The sequence below is a fragment of the Demequina sp. TMPB413 genome, assembly GCF_020447105.2.
Classification (GTDB): Bacteria; Actinomycetota; Actinomycetes; order Actinomycetales; family Demequinaceae; genus Demequina.
In genome coordinates this window covers 1,651,500-1,669,605 of the sequence record NZ_CP096184.1, presented here as the reverse complement: position 1 = coordinate 1,669,605, position 18,106 = coordinate 1,651,500, and the positions used below count along the sequence as shown (strand labels likewise).

20 protein-coding genes are annotated in these 18,106 nt (G+C 65.7%); 17 read left to right on the top strand and 3 right to left on the bottom strand.

From position 1 onward, the window contains the following. Positions 1 to 9 precede the first annotated feature (9 nt). Both LGT36_RS08110 and glf read left to right on the top strand, forming a co-directional pair. Complete coding sequence (locus LGT36_RS08110; RefSeq protein WP_226096698.1) at positions 10 to 1,029, top strand: glycosyltransferase family 2 protein; 1,020 nt, start codon at positions 10 to 12, stop codon at positions 1,027 to 1,029. Between the two features lie 10 nt (positions 1,030 to 1,039). Next, positions 1,040 to 2,173: a UDP-galactopyranose mutase gene (gene glf, locus LGT36_RS08105; RefSeq protein ID WP_226096699.1), complete on the top strand. Its 1,134-nt coding sequence runs from the start codon at positions 1,040 to 1,042 to the stop codon at positions 2,171 to 2,173. Positions 2,174 to 2,188: 15 nt separating this feature from the next. On the opposite strand, the gene LGT36_RS08100 is transcribed toward glf, so the two are convergent. Then, positions 2,189 to 3,556 (bottom strand): ATP-binding protein, encoded by a 1,368-nt coding sequence (locus LGT36_RS08100; protein WP_226096700.1) that lies wholly within the window; start codon positions 3,554 to 3,556, stop codon positions 2,189 to 2,191. Continuing rightward, on the bottom strand, positions 3,553 to 4,269 hold the full coding sequence (locus LGT36_RS08095) for a LytTR family DNA-binding domain-containing protein (RefSeq protein WP_226096701.1): 717 nt from the start codon (positions 4,267 to 4,269) through the stop codon (positions 3,553 to 3,555). The genes LGT36_RS08100 and LGT36_RS08095 overlap by 4 nt, the downstream gene beginning before the upstream one ends. 207 nt (positions 4,270 to 4,476) lie before the next feature. Between LGT36_RS08095 and LGT36_RS08090 the strand changes: the two genes are divergently transcribed. The 10 genes from LGT36_RS08090 to LGT36_RS08045 are packed head-to-tail and all read left to right on the top strand — an operon-like array spanning position 4,477 to position 12,613. Beyond that, a complete protein-coding gene (locus LGT36_RS08090; protein ID WP_226096702.1) occupies positions 4,477 to 5,646 on the top strand; it encodes a PTS mannitol transporter subunit IICB in 1,170 nt (389 codons plus the stop codon). 39 nt (positions 5,647 to 5,685) lie between these two features. Then, entirely contained in the window at positions 5,686 to 5,994 is a 309-nt protein-coding gene (locus LGT36_RS08085; protein ID WP_226096703.1) for a PTS lactose transporter subunit IIB, read from the top strand. After that, positions 5,984 to 6,427 (top strand): PTS sugar transporter subunit IIA, encoded by a 444-nt coding sequence (locus tag LGT36_RS08080; protein ID WP_226096704.1) that lies wholly within the window; start codon positions 5,984 to 5,986, stop codon positions 6,425 to 6,427. The genes LGT36_RS08085 and LGT36_RS08080 overlap by 11 nt, the downstream gene beginning before the upstream one ends. Positions 6,428 to 6,454: 27 nt before the next feature. After that, entirely contained in the window at positions 6,455 to 7,495 is a 1,041-nt protein-coding gene (locus LGT36_RS08075; RefSeq protein ID WP_226096705.1) for a zinc-dependent dehydrogenase, read from the top strand. Positions 7,496 to 7,525: 30 nt separating this feature from the next. After that, positions 7,526 to 8,287 (top strand): DeoR/GlpR family DNA-binding transcription regulator, encoded by a 762-nt coding sequence (locus LGT36_RS08070; RefSeq protein WP_226096706.1) that lies wholly within the window; start codon positions 7,526 to 7,528, stop codon positions 8,285 to 8,287. Continuing rightward, positions 8,284 to 9,264 (top strand): 1-phosphofructokinase, encoded by a 981-nt coding sequence (gene pfkB, locus LGT36_RS08065; RefSeq protein ID WP_226096707.1) that lies wholly within the window; start codon positions 8,284 to 8,286, stop codon positions 9,262 to 9,264. The genes LGT36_RS08070 and pfkB overlap by 4 nt, the downstream gene beginning before the upstream one ends. Positions 9,265 to 9,269: 5 nt before the next feature. After that, positions 9,270 to 9,542: an HPr family phosphocarrier protein gene (locus tag LGT36_RS08060; protein ID WP_226096708.1), complete on the top strand. Its 273-nt coding sequence runs from the start codon at positions 9,270 to 9,272 to the stop codon at positions 9,540 to 9,542. 7 nt (positions 9,543 to 9,549) lie between these two features. Next, positions 9,550 to 11,223 carry a phosphoenolpyruvate--protein phosphotransferase gene (gene ptsP, locus LGT36_RS08055; protein WP_226096709.1) on the top strand — a complete coding sequence of 558 codons (1,674 nt, stop codon included), beginning with the start codon at positions 9,550 to 9,552 and terminating at the stop codon, positions 11,221 to 11,223. A gap of 32 nt (positions 11,224 to 11,255) precedes the next feature. Next, positions 11,256 to 12,086 carry a biotin--[acetyl-CoA-carboxylase] ligase gene (locus LGT36_RS08050; protein WP_226096710.1) on the top strand — a complete coding sequence of 277 codons (831 nt, stop codon included), beginning with the start codon at positions 11,256 to 11,258 and terminating at the stop codon, positions 12,084 to 12,086. Then, on the top strand, positions 12,083 to 12,613 hold the full coding sequence (locus LGT36_RS08045; RefSeq protein ID WP_226096711.1) for a hypothetical protein: 531 nt from the start codon (positions 12,083 to 12,085) through the stop codon (positions 12,611 to 12,613). Before LGT36_RS08050 ends, LGT36_RS08045 begins: the two co-directional genes overlap by 4 nt. Positions 12,614 to 12,618: 5 nt before the next feature. On the opposite strand, the gene LGT36_RS08040 is transcribed toward LGT36_RS08045, so the two are convergent. Then, positions 12,619 to 13,290, bottom strand: a complete 672-nt coding sequence (locus tag LGT36_RS08040) for an SOS response-associated peptidase (protein WP_226096712.1) — start codon at positions 13,288 to 13,290, stop codon at positions 12,619 to 12,621. A 292-nt stretch (positions 13,291 to 13,582) separates the two neighbouring features. Between LGT36_RS08040 and LGT36_RS08035 the strand changes: the two genes are divergently transcribed. The 5 genes from LGT36_RS08035 (at position 13,583) to LGT36_RS08015 (ending at position 18,079) form a co-directional block, all read left to right on the top strand. Next, positions 13,583 to 14,173, top strand: a complete 591-nt coding sequence (locus LGT36_RS08035) for a hypothetical protein (protein WP_226096713.1) — start codon at positions 13,583 to 13,585, stop codon at positions 14,171 to 14,173. A 252-nt stretch (positions 14,174 to 14,425) separates the two neighbouring features. Further along, on the top strand, positions 14,426 to 14,935 hold the full coding sequence (locus LGT36_RS08030; protein ID WP_226094582.1) for a hypothetical protein: 510 nt from the start codon (positions 14,426 to 14,428) through the stop codon (positions 14,933 to 14,935). 134 nt (positions 14,936 to 15,069) lie between these two features. Then, positions 15,070 to 16,302, top strand: a complete 1,233-nt coding sequence (locus LGT36_RS08025; protein ID WP_226264658.1) for a CpaF family protein — start codon at positions 15,070 to 15,072, stop codon at positions 16,300 to 16,302. Further along, entirely contained in the window at positions 16,299 to 17,159 is an 861-nt protein-coding gene (locus LGT36_RS08020) for a type II secretion system F family protein (RefSeq protein WP_226095478.1), read from the top strand. Before LGT36_RS08025 ends, LGT36_RS08020 begins: the two co-directional genes overlap by 4 nt. Next, positions 17,156 to 18,079 carry a type II secretion system F family protein gene (locus tag LGT36_RS08015; RefSeq protein WP_226095477.1) on the top strand — a complete coding sequence of 308 codons (924 nt, stop codon included), beginning with the start codon at positions 17,156 to 17,158 and terminating at the stop codon, positions 18,077 to 18,079. The genes LGT36_RS08020 and LGT36_RS08015 overlap by 4 nt, the downstream gene beginning before the upstream one ends. The last annotated feature ends 27 nt before the right edge of the window (positions 18,080 to 18,106 follow it).

The following is an 18,106-nucleotide window of genomic DNA, read 5'->3' as shown; positions in this document are numbered from 1 at the left end:
GAGTCGGCGATGGTCACTTTGAGCGTCATCGTCCCGTCGTACAACGCGGCGGGATGGATGGAGCGCTGCGTCGACTCCCTCTTGGCTGTGGGCGCTCCCGACATTGAGATCCTCATTGTCGACGACGGCTCGACCGACGCGACAGGGGCCATCGCCGATTGCTACGAGGCCGCCCACCCCGGCGTCGTGAAGGCCGTTCACAAGCCAAATGGTGGGCACGGCTCCACGATCAACACCGGCCTTGCTCAGGCGCGCGGTGCGTACTTCAAGGTGGTTGACTCAGACGACTGGGTTGACGTCGACGCCTTCGCGGCGCTGTTGACGACGCTCAGGGACTTCTCGGCGAGCGCGGCACCCGTCGACTTGGTGGTGTCCAACTTTGTGTACGAGAAGGTGGGCAGCCGCCGTCAGCGGGCGGTCAGATACCGCAACGTGCTTCCGAAGGGTCGGGTGTTCGGCTGGGATGAGGTGGGTCGCTTCCGGACCAGTCAGTACTTGATGATGCACTCGCTCGTGTATCGCACCGAGGTGTTGCGGGAGTCGGGACTGCAGTTGCCAGAGCACACGTTCTATGTGGACAACTTGTACGTCTACGAGCCGCTGCTCAGCGTGCGGACGCTGTACTACCTGGACGTCGATCTCTACCGCTACTTCATTGGCAGGCCGGACCAGTCCGTGAACGAGCACGTGATGATTCGCCGCATCGACCAGCAGCTCAAGGTCAATCGGATGATGATGGACGTTCCTGTGAGCCCTTACGAGGTGCCGGACGCGCTCTACCGCTACTTGCTTCACCACCTTCGCATCGTGTGTGTCATCTCGTCGACCATGCTGCTGCGCTCGGGGCGGGATGAGGACTTCGCCCGTAAGGTGGAGTTGTGGCGAGGGCTCAGATACGACGATCCGGTGGTGTACAGGCGGCTGCGCAGAAGCACGCTCGGGCACCTCGTGAATCTGCCTGGAAGGCCAGGCCGATCCGTCTCGATGGCCGCCTACCGTGGAGCGCGATGGGCGTTGAACTTCAACTGATGGGTCGCTCGTGACGGACCTCGTGGTCGTCGGAGCGGGCCTCTACGGCCTGACCATGGCTGAACGGATGGCGAGCCGTGGGCGCCACGTCACCGTGCTGGACAAGCGCGATCATCTTGGCGGCAACGCGTACTCGTTTGCGGACCCTGAGACGGGTATCGAGGTCCACAAGTACGGTGCGCACCTCTTTCACACCTCCAACGAGCGCGTATGGGACTACGTGCGCCGATTCACCGACTTCACGGACTACCGCCACAGGGTCTACACCACGCACCGCGGCGAGGTCTTCCCGATGCCCATCAACCTTGGCACCATCAACCAGTTTTTCCGTTCCGCCTACTCGCCCGAACAGGCGCGCCAGCTGATTCGCGAGCAAGCAGCGGAAATGGCAGGGCGCCAACCGAGCAACCTTGATGAAAAGGGCGTGTCGCTCGTGGGGCGACCGTTGTACGAGGCCTTCGTCAGGGGCTACACGGCCAAGCAATGGCAGACCGACCCTCGCGAGCTGCCGGCATCGATCATCGCCAGGCTGCCCGTGCGCTACTCATACGACAACAGGTACTTCTCCGACACCTACGAGGGCCTTCCCGTCGAGGGCTACGCCGCGTGGTTCGAGCGGATGGTTGACCACCCATGCATTGACGTCAAATTGGGCGTCGACTTCCTCGCCGACGCTGGCGAGTTCACACGTTCGCGAGTGGTCGGCCAGGTGCCCGTAGTCTACACGGGTCCTGTCGACAAGTACTTCGCGTACGAGGAGGGAGAGCTCTCCTGGCGCACCCTTGACTTCGAAACAGAGGTCGTCGGCGTCGGCGATTACCAAGGCGTTTCCGTCATGAACTACGCCGACGAAGAGGTGCCGTACACCCGGATTCTCGAGTTCCGCCACTTCCACCCTGAACGCGACTATCCGCGGGACATGACGGTGATCGCGCGCGAGTTCTCGCGCTTTGCCACACGGGAAGACGAGCCGTACTACCCGGTGTCAACCGGCCGCGACAGGGAACGCCTCGCGGCATATCGAGAGCTCGCGCGGGGCGAGCAGCAGGTGCATTTTGGTGGCAGGCTCGGCACGTATCAGTACCTCGACATGCACATGGCGATCGCCGCCGCCCTTGCGGCCGCAGACAACGACCTCGCCTAGGAGGCCGGTGCGGGGCTAGTCGGCTGTGGGGGCGGAGGTCTCGGCCGCACGCCTGGCGTGCCGAGGACTACCAGGCGCGGGCGTCGGCAGCAGGACGCGGACTACAAACCACTCGTCTTCCGCGTGGGCGGTGAGAGACCCGCCGTACTTCTCCGCCGTCTCCCGCATGTTCTTGAGACCGTAGCCGTGGTGAAGCGAGCTCGCTTTGGTGGTCTGGGGGAGGCCGTCGACCATCTGAAGCGTCCCCCTGAAGACGTTCTCCACCTTGATCATGGCGAAGCCGCCTTGGCGGTACACCGCGATCCGTACCAGGCGCTGCGCCGGGTCTCCTAGCGACGACGTGGCTTCGATCGCGTTGTCGAGCGCGTTGCCGACGAGGGTGACCAGGTCCATCGCGTCGACGAACGCGATCGCGGTGCCGTCGGCGACAGCAGCGAGGGTGATCTGCATGCGGTCGGCCTGTTGGCTCTTGGCCGTCAAGAGGGTGTCGAGAACGTGGCTGCCGGTATCAAGAGCGGACGTCTCGTAACCACGGATCGAATCCTCAAGCTGGTCGATATAGCCGGCCCTGGCGTCGGGGTTTGATTCTGCCCGGATTGCGTGGATGTAGTACTTGAGGTCGTGGTACTTGCGGTTCACCACGTCGATGTCGTGCTTGGACTGCAGGTAGCGGTCGCGCTGATTGCGAAGCATGACGTTGACCGCGTTGACCTCCGTGGCGCGCAGCAACTCGAGGCGCTGACCGCGCAACGCGAAGAGGATCACGAAGCCGCACAGGTCCACCAGCGTGCGGATGTAGAAGACCTCCGGGCCAACGGGGCCCGAGAAGGGGGTGTTGGTGGTGATGAAGCTCAGGTTTGACATGAGGAACGTCACGATCGCCACCACCACCGTGACGATGAGCGTGCGGTTGTCCACCACCACGCGGTGGTCGCGAGGGAAGTGCTTGCGCTCGGCCGAATAGGCCATCCCAAACACCGCGACGTAGACGCCGATCAGCAGCGCGACGCTCGACATGCGGGTCGCGTCATCGCCGCCGAGGAAGAAGACATCAAGCTGCCACTCGAGCGAGGCCAGCAGTTCCGCGAGCACGAACGCCCTCGCGACCAGGTCTCCCGCTTCGCGCAGCGACACGTCGGCGCTCGCGTAGATAAAAGCGAACATGGTGCCGACAGCCGCCGCCATGCCCACCGTCCACAGTTCAAGCGGCAGGGTCTCCGCGACCAGTTGGACGCCGATCAAGGCGGCAAGGCCGACGACGGCAACGGGGACGAGCGAGATCAGCGGCAGCCGCTTGCGCATCAAGGAGATGTAGACCAGACAGGCCGACCACTCGGCCAGAGCGGTGAACACACGGGGGATGTCGGGCAGGCCTTCGATCATGGCGTGGTCTTGCCTCCCACAAAGTCGGTGAGGGCCTCAAGGAAGGCGCGTCGTCGTGGCCTGCTCACCTGCAACTCGTCGCCCCCTGTCATGACGCACGTGTGCTGTTCTACCCGGGAGACGTGCCTGAGGTTGACGATGTAGCAGGAGTTTGAGCGGAAGAAGCCCCGGCCCTCCAACTCCTGGTCCATGGCCTTGAGCGTGCCGCTGAACGAGTGCTTTCCGCTCAGCGTGTGGACCGTGATGCGGTGCTTGACGGATTCGACGTAGACGATGTCGGTGGTGGGCACTCGCGCCAGAGTGTTTCCCACTGTCAACACCACACTGTCGCCTTGATGGCGCTGCAAGCGGGCGAGCGAGCGCCCCATCTCTTGAGCAAAGGCGAAGTACGGCACCGGCTTCACCAGGTAGCTGAGGGCGTCGACCTCGTAGCCTTTGATGGCGTACTGGGCCATGTTGGTGACAAAGATGATGATGACGTCGGAGTCCACCTCGCGCACCCTGTGGGCGGCCTCCAGACCGTCCATCCGAGGCATCTGCACGTCCAGCAGCAGCATGTCGTACTCGGGCCGGTAGCGCTCCACGAGGTCGGCCCCATCGGCGAACTCACTGATCGCGAACTCCACGCCGTGCTCTTCCGAATAGCGCGCGAGGTGGTCAAGGAGTCCGCGGCGGTTGACGGGGTCGTCTTCGACCACTCCGATACGAATCACAGACGTTCCTTGGCTCTAGGGGCGTCCCCTCGGCGCCTGTCCGATTCTAGCAACCGCACAACAGGCATGTCCGTTCGCGCCCGGTTGGGGCTTGACTCGGCCCGCTTTGAGGTCTAGATTGCGCAATGTCAACCAATACGGGCCCAAACGGGCACCGAGTATCTCCGCCTCTCGCAATGACGCGAGGCATAGGAAGGGAAGGTACGCATGTCAGCACCTGATATGCAGGCAAACAAGAACCGTGAGGGCGGCGGGGCTGCCGCTCAGGTTCAACGTCTAGGCCGATTCATGTCGGCCATGATCATGCCCAATATCGGCGCCTTCGTGGCCTGGGGCCTGATCACTGCGCTGTTTATCGAGGCGGGCTGGATCAACAAGGTCGCCGAACAGTTCAATGGTGAGCCGCACGACGGCGTCATGGAGTGGACTGCATCGATCGCGGTGATCGTCGGACCCATGATCACGTACTTGTTGCCATTGCTCATCGGGTACATGGGCGGCAAGTTGGTCTACGGCACGCGTGGTGCCGTGATCGGTGCCGTGGCCACCACGGGTGTGATCGTGGGCTCGGATGTGCCGATGTTCCTTGGCGCCATGATCATCGGGCCGGCTGCGGCGTGGTGCCTCATGAAGGTCGAAGGGCTGTGGCAGGACAAGGTCAAGCCCGGTTTCGAAATGCTCGTAGACAACTTCTCACTCGGCATCCTCGGCGGTTTCATCGCGATTCTCGGCAAGATCATCATCGGGCCGGTGGTCGAGCGCGGCGTGGAGTGGGCCGGCGAGGGCGTGGACTTCCTCGTCGAGAACAACCTGCTGCCGCTCGCGTCCATCGTGGTCGAGCCTGCCAAGGTGTTGTTCCTCAACAACGCCATTAACCACGGCGTCTTCACCCCGCTCGGCACGGCCGAGGCGGAGGATGCAGGCAAGTCGCTGCTGTTCATGATCGAATCCAACCCCGGACCAGGTCTCGGCATCCTCGTCGCCTTTGCGTTCTTCGGACCCCGCATGCTCAAGGCCGCCGCTCCCGGAGCGATCATCATCCACTTCTTTGGAGGCATCCACGAGATCTACTTCCCGTTCGTGCTCGCCAAGCCGAAGATGATCGCCGCAGCGATCCTGGGCGGGATGACCGGCGTGCTGGTCGGTGTCCTCTTCAATGGCGGACTCGTAGCACCTCCGTCGCCAGGATCAATCTTTGCCTGGGCTGCTTTCACGCCGCCGGGTGTGGGGAACTGGGTGGTCATGCTGCTACAGGTCACGTTGGCCGCCGCCGTGGCGTTCACCGTGGCGGCGTTCCTGCTCGGGTTTGGTCGTGAGGCCAAGCGCGAGGACGGCGCCGAGGACAGTGCCAACGAGACTGCGTCAGTCCCGGCGTAGCGTTAAGCACATCCATACAACGAGGTAGAGGAGAAAGCGATGCCAACAATCAATGGTTCCGACGTCAAGCGTCTTGTGGTGGCGTGCGACGCAGGCATGGGAAGCTCCGTCATGGTGGCAAGCACCTTGCGATCCAAGCTCAAGAAGCATGGAGTTGAGGTGATCCACACGCCCGTCGACGAGATTCCAGCCGACGCGTCGGTGGTCATGTGCCACCAGGGCTTGGCGTCCCGCGCCCAGACCACCGCGCCCAACGCGGTGGTGGTTCCCTTCGCTGTCTTCATGGGCGACCCGGCCTTTGCCAAGGTCGAGAACGCCATCGCCCAGGGTCAAGACCTTGAGTCCTGACCCTCGGGCGATCCTCGAGCCCAGCGCCGTCCGCCTTGGCCTTGAAGCCAAGGACAAGGCGGACGCGCTGCGGCAGTGCGGGGAGGTCCTGACCAAGATCGGCGCCGCCTCCCCGGCCTACGCCGACGCGATGCTCGAGAGGGAAGAGTCCGTCTCGACGTACATCGGCGAGGGCGTGGCAATCCCCCACGGCACCAACGCGAGCCGCGAGCACATCGAGCGCGCGGCGATCGCCTACCTTCAGTTTCCCCACGGAGTCGACTGGGACGGCAACGAGGTGCAGGTCTGCATCGCGATTGCGTCCCGCTCAGAGGAGCACGTCGACATCCTGCAGTCCCTGGCCACCGTGCTCATGGATCCAGAGTCGGCCGCCGCATTGCGTGAGGCGTCGTCCATCGACGACGTCATGGCGCTCTTGTCTCCCCAGGCCTAACCCCCGCCAAGGAAGGAAATACCAGTCGTGAAAGCCCTGATGTTCTATGCCCCCGAGGACGTGCGCGTCGAAGACGTGCCGGAACCGGAAGTCGGCCCAGGCGAGATCAAGCTGCGTGTGCGCAACTGCTCCACGTGCGGCACGGACGTGAAGATCTTCTACAACGGTCACCAGAACCTCTCGCCGCCGCGCATCATCGGCCACGAGATCGCTGGCGAGATCGTGGAGATCGGCGACGGCGTCGAGGGCTGGGAGATTGGCGCTCGCGTGCAGGTCATCGCGGCCGTGCCGTGTGGCGACTGCTATGAGTGCGAGCGCGGCTGGATGGAGGTCTGCCAGAACCAGACGTCGATGGGCTACCAGTACGACGGCGGGTTCGCCGAGTACATGATCGTCCCTCGCGAGGTGCTCAAGGTCGATGGCCTCAATCGCATTCCAGAAGGCGTCGGCTATGACGAGGCCTCCGCCGCCGAGCCGCTCGCTTGCGCGATCAACGCGCAGCGCATCCTCGGCATCGAAGAGGGCGACACGGTCGTCGTCTTCGGGGCAGGTCCCATTGGGGCGATGCACATCCGCCTCGCGCGGGCCAACGGTGCCGGGAAGATCTTCCTCATCGACGTCAATGACGAACGCCTCAAGATGACGGCCGACGCCGTTCACCCCGACGAGGTCATCAACGGCGCCACGGTGGACGTGGTGGCGCGCGTCAAGGAGCTCACCGGCGGCCGGGGCGCCGATGCGATCATCACCGCCACGGCCGCGAACATCGCTCAGGAGCAGGCCATCGAGATGGCTGCCCGCAACGGCAAGATCAGCTTCTTTGGCGGACTGCCAAAGACCAACCCCACCATCACGTGCGACTCCAATCTGGTGCACTACCGCCAGTTGCGCATCTTTGGTGCCAACGGCTCGGCGCCACACCACAACAAGGCGGCTCTTGAGATGATCGCCTCAGGAAAGGTGCCGGTAAAGGACCTGATTACAGAGCACATCGCGCTCGAGAACGTGCTAGATGCGTTCGACATCGTGAAGCGTGGCGCTGCCATCAAGGTCACGGTCGAACCGTAACTCTGGCGCTTGAGACGAGGAGAGTGACGGGTGTACGCCGCTGAACGACACGAGGCCATCCTTGACCGCGCACGCGCTCAAGGGCGGGTTGAAGTGGGAGCGCTGGCAGAGGAGCTGGGGGTCACGGTCGAGACCGTGCGTCGCGACCTGACGGCCCTCGAGCGACTCGGCGTGGTGCGGCGTGTTCACGGCGGCGCCTTGCCGGTGGAGAGGCTCACGCTCGAGCCGACTCTTGCGGCGCGCGAGACCCAGCGATCCGAGCAAAAGCAGCGGATCGCAGAGCGCGCCGTCGCGGAGATCCCCGACGGCGGCTCGATCCTGCTCGACTCTGGCACCACGTCTTACGCCATCGCGGGGCTTCTTCCTCGCGACAAGCGTTTCACCGTGGTCACCAACTCCATCGCGATCGCCTCGCGGCTCTCCGACCTTCCCGGCATCGAGTTCATGATGCTGGGAGGTCGGGTCCGCAGTCGCACGGGTGCCGCGGTGGGGCAGTGGACCACCGACGCGCTCAAGTCCATGGCGATCGACGTCGCGTTCTTGGGAACGAACGGTTTCTCGGTGGAGCGCGGCTTCACTACGCCTGACCAGGCGGAGGCCGCAGCGAAGCGGGCGATGGTGACTGCCGCGAGGCGCGTCATCGTGGTCGCCGACGCCACCAAGGCCGGCCAGATCCATCTTCACCGCTTTGCCGAGGTGTCAGAGGTGGCCTTGCTGGTGACGGACGCAGGCCTCGACGACGAGACAACGGAAGATTTCGATGCGGCTGGAGTGGAGGTAGTGCGCGCATGATCGTCACACTCACACCGAACCCCAGCCTGGATCGCACCATCTCGGTTGACCAACTCCGCGTAGGAGAGGTGCACCGAGCGGGCGGGCTGCACATTGACGCGGGCGGCAAGGGCGTGAACGTCTCGCGCGCGCTCGCGGCGAACGGGCTGCACACGGTCGCCGTGCTGCCCGCCCACGGTGCGCCGGCTGTCGAGTTCTCCGCCAGGCTCGACGGCGATGGCGTTCCGCACGACTTCATCGCGCTCGAAGGTGCGGTGCGTACCAACATCACGATCGTCGATGCCCAGGGCGTCACGACCAAGATCAACGAGTCCGGGAGGGCGTCCACTGCGGCCGACGCCATGGCCATGCTCGATGCCGTCGACCGTCACACGGCCGACGCTGCCTGGGTCGTCGGTTGCGGCAGCTTGCCGCCAGGAATTGACGGCGGTCTCTACGTCAGCCTCATCGAGCGCGCGAGGGCTCGTGGGGTGAAGGTCGCGATCGACACGTCCGGCACAGCGCTGCGCAAGGCGGTGGCGGCCCTGCCCGACCTGATCAAGCCCAATCACGAAGAACTCGAAGAACTGGTAGGCGCCGCATTGCCCACCCTTGCCGACGTCCTGGAGGCCGCACGCTCCCTCGTGGCCGACGGCATCGCCGCTGTGGTGGTCAGCCTGGGTGAGCACGGGGCACTTGCCGTCGACGCGAACACCGCGGTCCACGCGTCGGCCGTGGTGGTTCACCCGCAGTCGACGGTGGGCGCTGGCGACTGCCTGCTCGCCGGTTGGCTCGCCGCCCTCGAACGCGGCGGCTCGCTGACAGAGGCGCTTGAGGCGGGCGTGAGGTGGGGAGCCGCAGCCGTCGCCTTGCCGGGAAGCACCGTCCCCACGCCGGGAGACCTCTCGCTTCCCACCGTCACGGTGTCCGCCGAACTCCCTCTCGACCTTGCCTTGTCCTCATCACTAGGCCACCTGGCCCCAACGCACAAAGGATGATTCCCATGCCTACTCGTACCGTAGAGATCGGTTCCTCCGTTGGCCTTCACGCGCGCCCCGCCGCGCTGTTTGTACAGGCCGTCAACGAGTCTGGCGCCGCCGTGACCATCTGCAAGCCTGGTGGCAAGCCTTCGCCAGCCAACTCGATGCTCTCGATCATGGCGCTCGGCGCCAAGCACGGCGACACGGTGGAACTTGGCTGTGAAGCCGACAACGCCGACGAGGTGCTTGCCACCCTTGTGGCGTTGCTCGAGCGCGACCTCGACGCCGAGAAGTAGGGCAGCGATGGACAGCGTCGTCCAAGGAATTCCCGTCAGTTCGGGAGCCGCCTTTGCTCCCGTCGTTCAGGTGGGCGCCGCCGTGCGGCCGCCAGCAGACGAGGCCGTGCTGCCCGCCGCCGAGGCCGAGGAGCGCATCAGGGCTGCCTTGGCGGAAGTGGCGACGGAGATTGACAGGCGTGCGGCGTCGGCAAGCGACAACGCAGCGGAGATCCTTGGCGCCACGGCCATGCTGGCGCGCGACCCTGGCCTGATTGACGGTGCTATTGCTCACGCGAGCGCGGGCAAGGGGCCGGCGCAGGCGATCGACGCTGCGACTCAGGACTACATCGACCAGTTTGTCGCGCTCGGCGGCTACTTCGCGGAGCGTGCAACCGACTTGCGCGACGTGGGCGATCGTGCCATCGCCGCCGTGCTTGGTGAGCCGGCGCCAGGAGTGCCCCCACTCACGGGCGAGTGCGTCCTGGTCGCCATGGACCTCGCGCCCGCCGAGACCGCGACTCTCGACCGCTCCAAGGTGGTCGGCATCGTCACCGAGCAAGGCGGCCGCACCAGCCACACCGCGATCCTTGCAGCCCAAATGGGAATCCCTGCCGCCGTCAAGGTTGCCGGCGCGACTGATATTGCCGACGGCACCCCTGTGCTCGTCGACGGCGACACCGGCCAAGTGCACCTGAACCCCACCGGAGAGTTGGTCGAGCGCCTCCGGCAGCGCTCCCAGCGCCGCGAGGCTGCGCTGGCCGATAGCAGCGGCCCTGGAATGACCAAGGACGGCAAGCGCGTCGCGTTGCTGGCGAACATCGGCGGCGTGGAGGATGCGATCGCCGCGGGACAGGCAGACGTCGAGGGGGTCGGTCTTTTCCGCACAGAGTTTGTGTTCCTGAGCGCCTCGTCGGCGCCCACCGTTGAGGAGCAGGCGGAGATCTACCGCCAGGTGTTCGAGCCCTTTGAGGGTCGACGTGTGGTCGTGCGCACTCTCGATGCAGGCGCAGACAAGCCGCTCGCCTTCGCCAATCTTGGGGCGGAAGAGAACCCCGCCCTCGGCAGGCGTGGCCTGAGGCTCTCAGCCGAGCGGCCCGACCTGCTGGACGCTCAGCTCGAGGCGCTGTCAGTCGCAGCGAGCGAGACGGGCGCCGACGTGCGGGTCATGGCCCCCATGGTGGCTCTCGTCGAAGAGGCCGCCTGGTTTGCCAGGCGGGTGCGCGAGAACGGCCTGAAGTCTGTGGGCGTGATGATCGAGGTACCAGGCGCGGCGCTGCGAGCGGAGCACGTGCTCGACGAGGTCGACTTCGGTTCCCTTGGCACCAACGACCTTGCGCAATACACGATGGCCGCCGACCGCATGCAGGGCGAACTGTCGGACCTCCTCGACCCGTGGCAGCCAGCTCTGCTCGACGTGGTGGCAGCTGCTTGCCACGGCGGAGCGGTGACGGGTAAGCCGATGGGGGTGTGCGGCGAGGCAGGGGGAGACCCGCTGCTCGCGCTCGTGCTCGCCGGACTCGGCGTCTCGAGCCTGTCGATGGCACCTACCAAGGTGCCGATGGTACGGCTGTCGCTGTCGCTGCACACGTTCGCGCAGTGCCAGCGGCTTGCTCATCTTGCCCGCTCGGCGCGTACCGCTCAGGAGGCACGGGAGGCCGTCATTGCGTCGGCGTCGCCCGAACTCACCGCCTTGTTATGACGGCTGAGGCCCTCGCGCATTAGCCTTGGCCCGTGACAGGTGACAACCCGCGGCTACCCCTGACCGCACAACGCCTCGCCTCGCTCGTGGGAGAGCAGGCCGCGCTCTCCGCGCTCGCGGTGACCGCGGCGTCTCCCTCGACCAATACGCAGCTCATCGAGGCACTCGCTTCCGCTCCGATGGACTGGCCTCACATGAGCGCGCTGGTGGCCGATCATCAGACGTCCGGACGCGGGCGCGCTGGGCGCGAATGGGAGACGCCTCCAGGCGCCGCGCTGACCGTCAGCTTTGTGCTCAGGCCCAGGCTTGATCCCGAGCGCTGGGGACTCGTTCCCCTCGCCGTCGGCCTCGCGTGCGTGCGCACGCTGCGCGGCGATGGTGTCGAGGCGTGGCTCAAGTGGCCCAACGACGTGGTGGTGTTCGTGGAGGGCGAGGAGGTCCCCGGCTGGGGTCTCATGCGCAAGATCGCAGGCGTCCTGTGCGAGCGCCACGATGACGCCGTGGTGGCGGGCATCGGCGTCAACGTCTCCCAGACGGATCAGGAGCTCCCTGTGCCTCACGCGGCGTCGCTGGCCACGCTCGGCGGCCTCCGGCTCGACCGTCGTACCCTTCTTGACGCCCTTGCTCACAGCGTCGCCGACGCTATTGGCCAGGCCGAGCAAGACGCCGACGCCTTCCTTGCCGACGTGGAGGCCGTCACGGTCACCTTGGGGCAGCAGGTGGTGGTGGAGCGTCCAGGGGAGTTGCCGCTGTCGGGTAAGGCCGTGGCGCTCGCGGCCGACGGCGCGCTGATCGTGCGCCCCGCAATGGGGGAAGACGTCACGGTGCGGGCGGGAGATGTGCGGGTGAGGAGCGCGACGTGACCGAGGCTCGTGAGGGAGGCAATCTCGAGCGTGCAGGCGTCTCGCTAGGCATCGCTCTCGTGTTCTTCGCCGCGTTCCACCTCGCCTGCGGGCGTCTGGCTGCGCGAGCGCTGGATGGCGAGGACGGAGTGTTGTTCGAGCTCGACTTCTGGCCGGCCCTGCTGCTCTACGGCGCGCTCGGCGTGCTGGTATTGGTCCCGTTCGCCGTGTTCACCGTCGGCCTTGGCGTTGACGTCGTCACGCGGTCGTGGTCACGACCGCTCGCCGCGGTGGCACATGGCGTCGTCGGCCTGATCTTGGGGCTGGGTGTGGCGGCGTTGGGTGTCTGGTGGGGGTTCGCCGATTGGCCGACGGCCGTGGTGGCCTTGGCCATGCCGCCAGGGTTGGCAGCTTTCGCCACGCACCTGGTCTCGCCCACCGCCATGAAGCGCAGGGCCGTGGCTCGGTGGGCGTGGGCGGTCGCGACCGTGCCCATCGCGGCGTCGCTGTTGTTCGTCGTGTCGGTGTTCGTTTTCTCGCTGCGTTAGCGCCTTCAGGCAGGCTCCACGAGCTCCGGCGCGTTGTTGCGGACGTTGCCAACGGCCTTGTCCACCTCGTGCCAGGCGAGGTCTGGGGCGTCGGCGTGTGCCGCGTCCAGGACGTCGTCCTTTGCCGACGCCGGATCCAGCCACGTACGCCACGCGTCGGCGCGCATCATGACGGGCTGGCGGTCGTGAATGTCTCTCATCTCGCCCCTGGCCGCTGTGGTGACGATGGCGCACGTGATCAGCCAGGCGTCGTCGGGGCTCGGCCTCCACGCCTCGAGTAGTCCGGCGAAGGCGAGCGGGGACCCATCTGTGGGATGGATGAAGAAGGGCTGCTTGCCGGAGGCATCGGTGCGCCATTCGTAGTAGCCGCTGGCCGGCACGATGCAGCGGCGGCGGGAGAAGGCGGTGCGGAAAGACGGCTTGTCCGCAATGGTCTCCAGCCGGGCATTGATCATGCGGGAGCCCACCGAGGGGCCTTTGGCCCATGAGGGCACCAATCCCCACTTCGCGATGTCGAGCTCTCTGGACTGTTCTTGCTGGCGAATCACCCTCACCATCTGCATGGGCGCGACGTTGAAGGAGGGGGGTAGCAGGCGTTCGTCGTCCGCGCTGACCGCGAGGGAGAAGGCGTCCGCCAAGTCTTGGTCGGCAAGGAAGTCTGCATAGCGGCCGCACATGCCTCCATTGTGCTCCGATGTGACAAAGTCCACCTGGCGAATCGCCGGCGCCAAGCGGTGCGAGCACTGCCCCCAGAAGTGGTGTGCGGGCCCCGCGTGGGTCGCTGCGAAATGTCTGATTGGTCACTTTCAAAGTAGGGCAAAAGGGACATAACGCCGCACTTGTGAGGCTTTTCACACGGGCCTCCAATGGGCCCGTTGCCGCCCCCGACTGCTTGGCAAGAGGGGGTCCCAGTGCCATCGTTGAGGCATCGGGCAGCAGGAGGAAGTAACCCCACGGAAGGGAACTCTCATGGCAACCCGTGTCGAAACTGTCGCGGTCCAGCCGCTCGCCACTCGAGCACTGGCATCCGCCGCAAGTTACGTCGTGATCTACGGCGTGACCTTCGCGTTTTTCGCCCCGCCGGCCACCAGATTGGCCGCGAGCGGATACGCCGCACTCGACGCCACTAGCGTCACCTTCGCCCTGCTGCTCGTAGCGGCGTTGACGGTCACCTTTGGTGCCACCATCTTCGGTTACTCCGTGGGATGGAAGGTCGAGTCGGATGTGCGCAAGCGCCGGATGTCCGAGACGCGCGGTGCCATGGAGTTTGCTGTTCTTGGCACCCTTCTTGCCCTGGCGACCGCCGCCGTCTTCATCTTCATCGTCACCGCCGGGTCCGGCGTGAGCCTTTCCCTCGTCGGTGCTGCGGCTCTTGGCCTGGCAGTGCCGGGAATCATGGCGGCGTGCTGCACCCGCTCCGTGGTGGACCACGTGGCCGCTGCTAAGCGCGACATCTTTGCCACCTCCCTGAGCGCGCTCGTGGTGATCGTGCTCGTCAACTACCTCATCGTCGGCTCCCTTCCTTCCATGGCCGACCTGCCCCAGCTCTTCGGACTGTAGGCAGTACCCCGTCGGCACTTCCGCCCGAGTTGTCGACGGCTCCTCCAACACGGCGGCCGCCTCGCCCGAGGTGGCCGCCGTGGTCTTTTCTTGGATTGCAGACGGCGGATACCGTGGTGGGATGGACCGACTTGCGCTTCCGGTAATGGCGACGCGGGTCTCAAACCTGCAGGTTTCGCCGACGCCGCGACGTCCTGCACCGTCGCAGTTGATGTGCGGAACCCGGGGCTCGAGGTGCACGAGGAAGGGCGCGTGATGGTCGGGCCGGGCGTGGAAGGCTCGCCATTGGGGGGCGATCGTCGCAACGATGGTCAAATCGCCACAAGGCGCGTGGTGCTGAGCCACGTCGCGGGGTGGTGCGTGGTGGCCGTTGCGCCATTTTGTGCGCTCGTCGGGACTTACCTCTTTGCTCAGTTGTTTCTCGGTGGTTCCGACGACTTCATCGAGATGATCACAGGAATCTTGTGGGTCGCCATGTATCTTCTCCCAGTTGCTCTTGGGGTGTTCATCCTGGGCGCGATCGACATCGGCTTCTTGCTGACCTTGAGGCGGTTCACGAGATGGGCGCGCTGGCAGAAGGCCGCCATACCCGCGGCCCTCGTCTCCGTGATCGCGATGGCAGGGTTCAGCGCATACATCGCGATGACGATGTACAGCTTGAGCGGCACTGGGCACTACTACGCGATTGCTGCTGGAGGTGCCGCGGTGCTCGGCAGCGCTGTCTTCGTGAGTCACATGCGGTACTACCGGCGTCGGTTGTAGAGGAAGAAGGCCTCTCCCTACGTGCGATCGGGACCACGGTGTGATGCGGTTCACCCCGTTGCGGCCGATGCAGTTCCGTTGCCCCCATCCACAGGGGCTCCCGCGATTCCGCGTTTCCCTCTAAGGTTTCCGGCATGGGGGCTGAGACAACTATCGCTATCGAGTCGCAGGTACGGGACCAGATCCGCAAGCGCGGGGTGGATCCTGTTCGGGACGTGGCCGCGGTCAGGGCGCTCGTGGACGACGCGTTGGCGGCGTGGGAAGAGCGGGCATTGGTGGGCGCGGTCGCGCCGGTCGAGGACCGCGCGGCGCTCGCGAAGTCGGTACTCGACAACGTGGCAGGGCTGGGCCCGCTGCAGCAGTACCTCGATGATCCTGACGTAGAAGAGATCTGGATCAACGAGCCAAGCCAGGTGTACGTGGCTCGCAGGGGAGCGTCAGAGCTCACCTCCACCATGCTCACGGCGCAACAGGTGCGGGACCTGGTGGAGCAGATGCTGAAGCTGTCCGGTCGCAGACTCGACTTGTCCAGCCCCTTCGTCGACGCCTCGCTTCCGGGCGGTGAGCGGCTGCACGCGGTCATCCCCGATGTGACGCGCGAGCACTGGTCAGTCAACATCCGCAAGTACGTTGCGCGGGCCAACCACGTGCAAGACCTCGTGGCGCTCGGATCCCTGCCTGCGCAGGCGGCGGCCTTCCTCGGGGCAGCGGTGGCGTCCGGCCTCAACGTGCTCGTGGCCGGTGCCACGCAGGCAGGCAAGACTACGTTCCTCAATGCGCTCGCGGGCTCGATTCCGCCCCGCGAGCGGGTCATCACATGCGAGGAGGTCTTCGAGCTGAAGATCCCGCTGCGTGATGTCGTGGGACTCCAGTGTCGCCAGCCGTCGCTCGAGGGCACGGGGGAGATCCCTCTACGCCGCCTCGTCAAAGAGGCTCTGCGGATGCGACCCGACCGCATCATCATCGGGGAGGTGCGCGAAGCCGAATCACTTGACATGCTTGTCGCTCTCAACGCAGGCGTTCCAGGTATGTGCACCATCCACGCCAACACGGCCAGAGACGCCATCACCAAGATGTGCACCTTGCCGTTGCTTGCGGGCGACAATGTGTCCGACCGCTTCGTGGTGCCGACGGTCGCGTCAGCCATCGATATCGTCGTTCACCTTGAACTGGATGGCAGGGGCAAACGCCGAGTACGTGAGATCGTCGGGGTGCCTGGCCGGGTCGAACAGGGCATCATCGAGATCAGCGAATTGTTCCACCTCAGCGGGAACGATTTGGTGCGGGGCGAGGGCTACCCGCCTCACGAGGAGCGATTCGCCAGGGCGGGCGTGAGGCTCAGCGATCTGTTGGCGAGGCAGGCATGAACGCCGCTCTTGGGCTCACGCTCGGCGCTGGGCTGTTCCTGGTCTGGTGGTCGTTCTGGCCGCCGCTCGCTCCCACCCCGCGCAAGGCGGACGGGTGGTACGCACGGACTCAAGACCGCCTGATCCAGGCGGGAGCACCCGCGGTCACCCCGTGGGCGCTGGTGTCCTCATCTGCTGGGCTCGGGTTGGTCGTGGCGGTATTGGCATCCGGCGGTTCAGGGTCTCCCGTGATTGGATTGGCGTTCGGAGTGATCGCCTCGCGCGGGCCCTTTGCGCTGGTGCAGGCGCGTGCGAATCGCCGCCAGGCGTCGATGCGAGAGGTGTGGCCCGATGCTGTGGACAACCTCGCGTCGGGCATTCGGGCGGGACTGTCCCTGCCGGAGGCGCTCGGCCAACTCGGCGAACGCGGGCCGCAGCATCTGCGCGAGCCCTTCACCGCCTTCGCCGAGGATTTCCGCGCCTCCGGTCGCTTTGGCGACAGCCTCGACGCGCTCAAGGCGCGGCTAGCGGACCCTGTGGGCGACCGCATCATCGAGGCGTTGCGACTCACCCGCGACGTGGGCGGTACCGACGTGGGGAGACTATTGCGGACGCTGAGCGGTTTCCTCAGGGATGACGCTCGCACCCGCGGCGAGTTGGAAGCCCGCCAGAGCTGGACGGTGAACGCCGCTCGGCTCGCCGTGGCAGCTCCCTGGGTGGTACTCGCGCTCTTGTCCACGCGACCCGAGAACGCGCAAGCGTATAACTCCGCCTCGGGCTTCACCGTGCTCCTGATAGGAGGCGGAAGCACCCTGCTCGCATACCGCCTCATGGTCAGGCTCGGGCGCCTACCCGAAGAGAGCAGGGTGTTGCGATGAGCCCGAGCACGGTTCTGCTTGGCCTCGCACTCGGTGTTGGCCTCGCCATGGTTGCTGCCTGGTGGCGTGCGCGTACGCCTCGGCTTGCAGACCGTGTGGCACCGCATCTGCGAGCGTCCGTGGCGGACGAGTTGCGCCGACGCGCGGAGCCAATCACGCCGTTTCCCACACTTGAACGCCTCATTGCACCGGTAGTGCGAGACGGCTCACGCTGGATCGAACGATGGGGTTCTCCCGGTCAAGAGCTCGAGGCACGCTTGCGCCGCGCGGGCGCAGATCTGACAGTGGAGCAATTCAGAGCCCACCAGGTGGTGTGGGGCGTCGGCGGCTTGGCGCTCGGTGCCATCGCCGCCGTTCTCCTCGCGGCTTCGAGGGGTTCCTCCCCAGTCGCGCTCGTGGTGCTCATCGCCGTCGCAGGCGTGGGTGGCGCCGCCGCGAGGGACTACGTTCTTTCGCGAGCGATCGCACAACGGGAGCAACGCATCGTCGCCGAGCTCCCCACGGTCGCAGAACTACTCGCACTTTCGGTCGCAGCGGGCGAGGGCGCTGTAGGCGCGCTCGAGCGCGTGTCACGCACGACGCACGGTGTGATGGCGGAAGAGCTTCGCGCCACCCTTGCCGCCTCGCGAACGGGCACGCCGTTGGCGCACGCCCTGACGCAACTGGCCGATCGCACGGGCGCGGTACCGTTGCGGCGCTTCGCCGACGGAGTGGCCACCGCCGTCGAACGTGGAACGCCACTCGCCGAGGTCCTGCGGGCGCAGGCACAAGACGTGCGCACTGCTGGCCAGCGCGCACTCATGGAAGAGGGGGGCAAGCGAGAAATCGCGATGATGGTCCCCGTGATCTTCCTCATTCTTCCGGTCACCGTCATCTTTGCGGTGTTTCCGGGACTCACCACTATTCGATTGGGTCTGTAGATCGCAGGCCCTGCTGGGGGAAGGGAA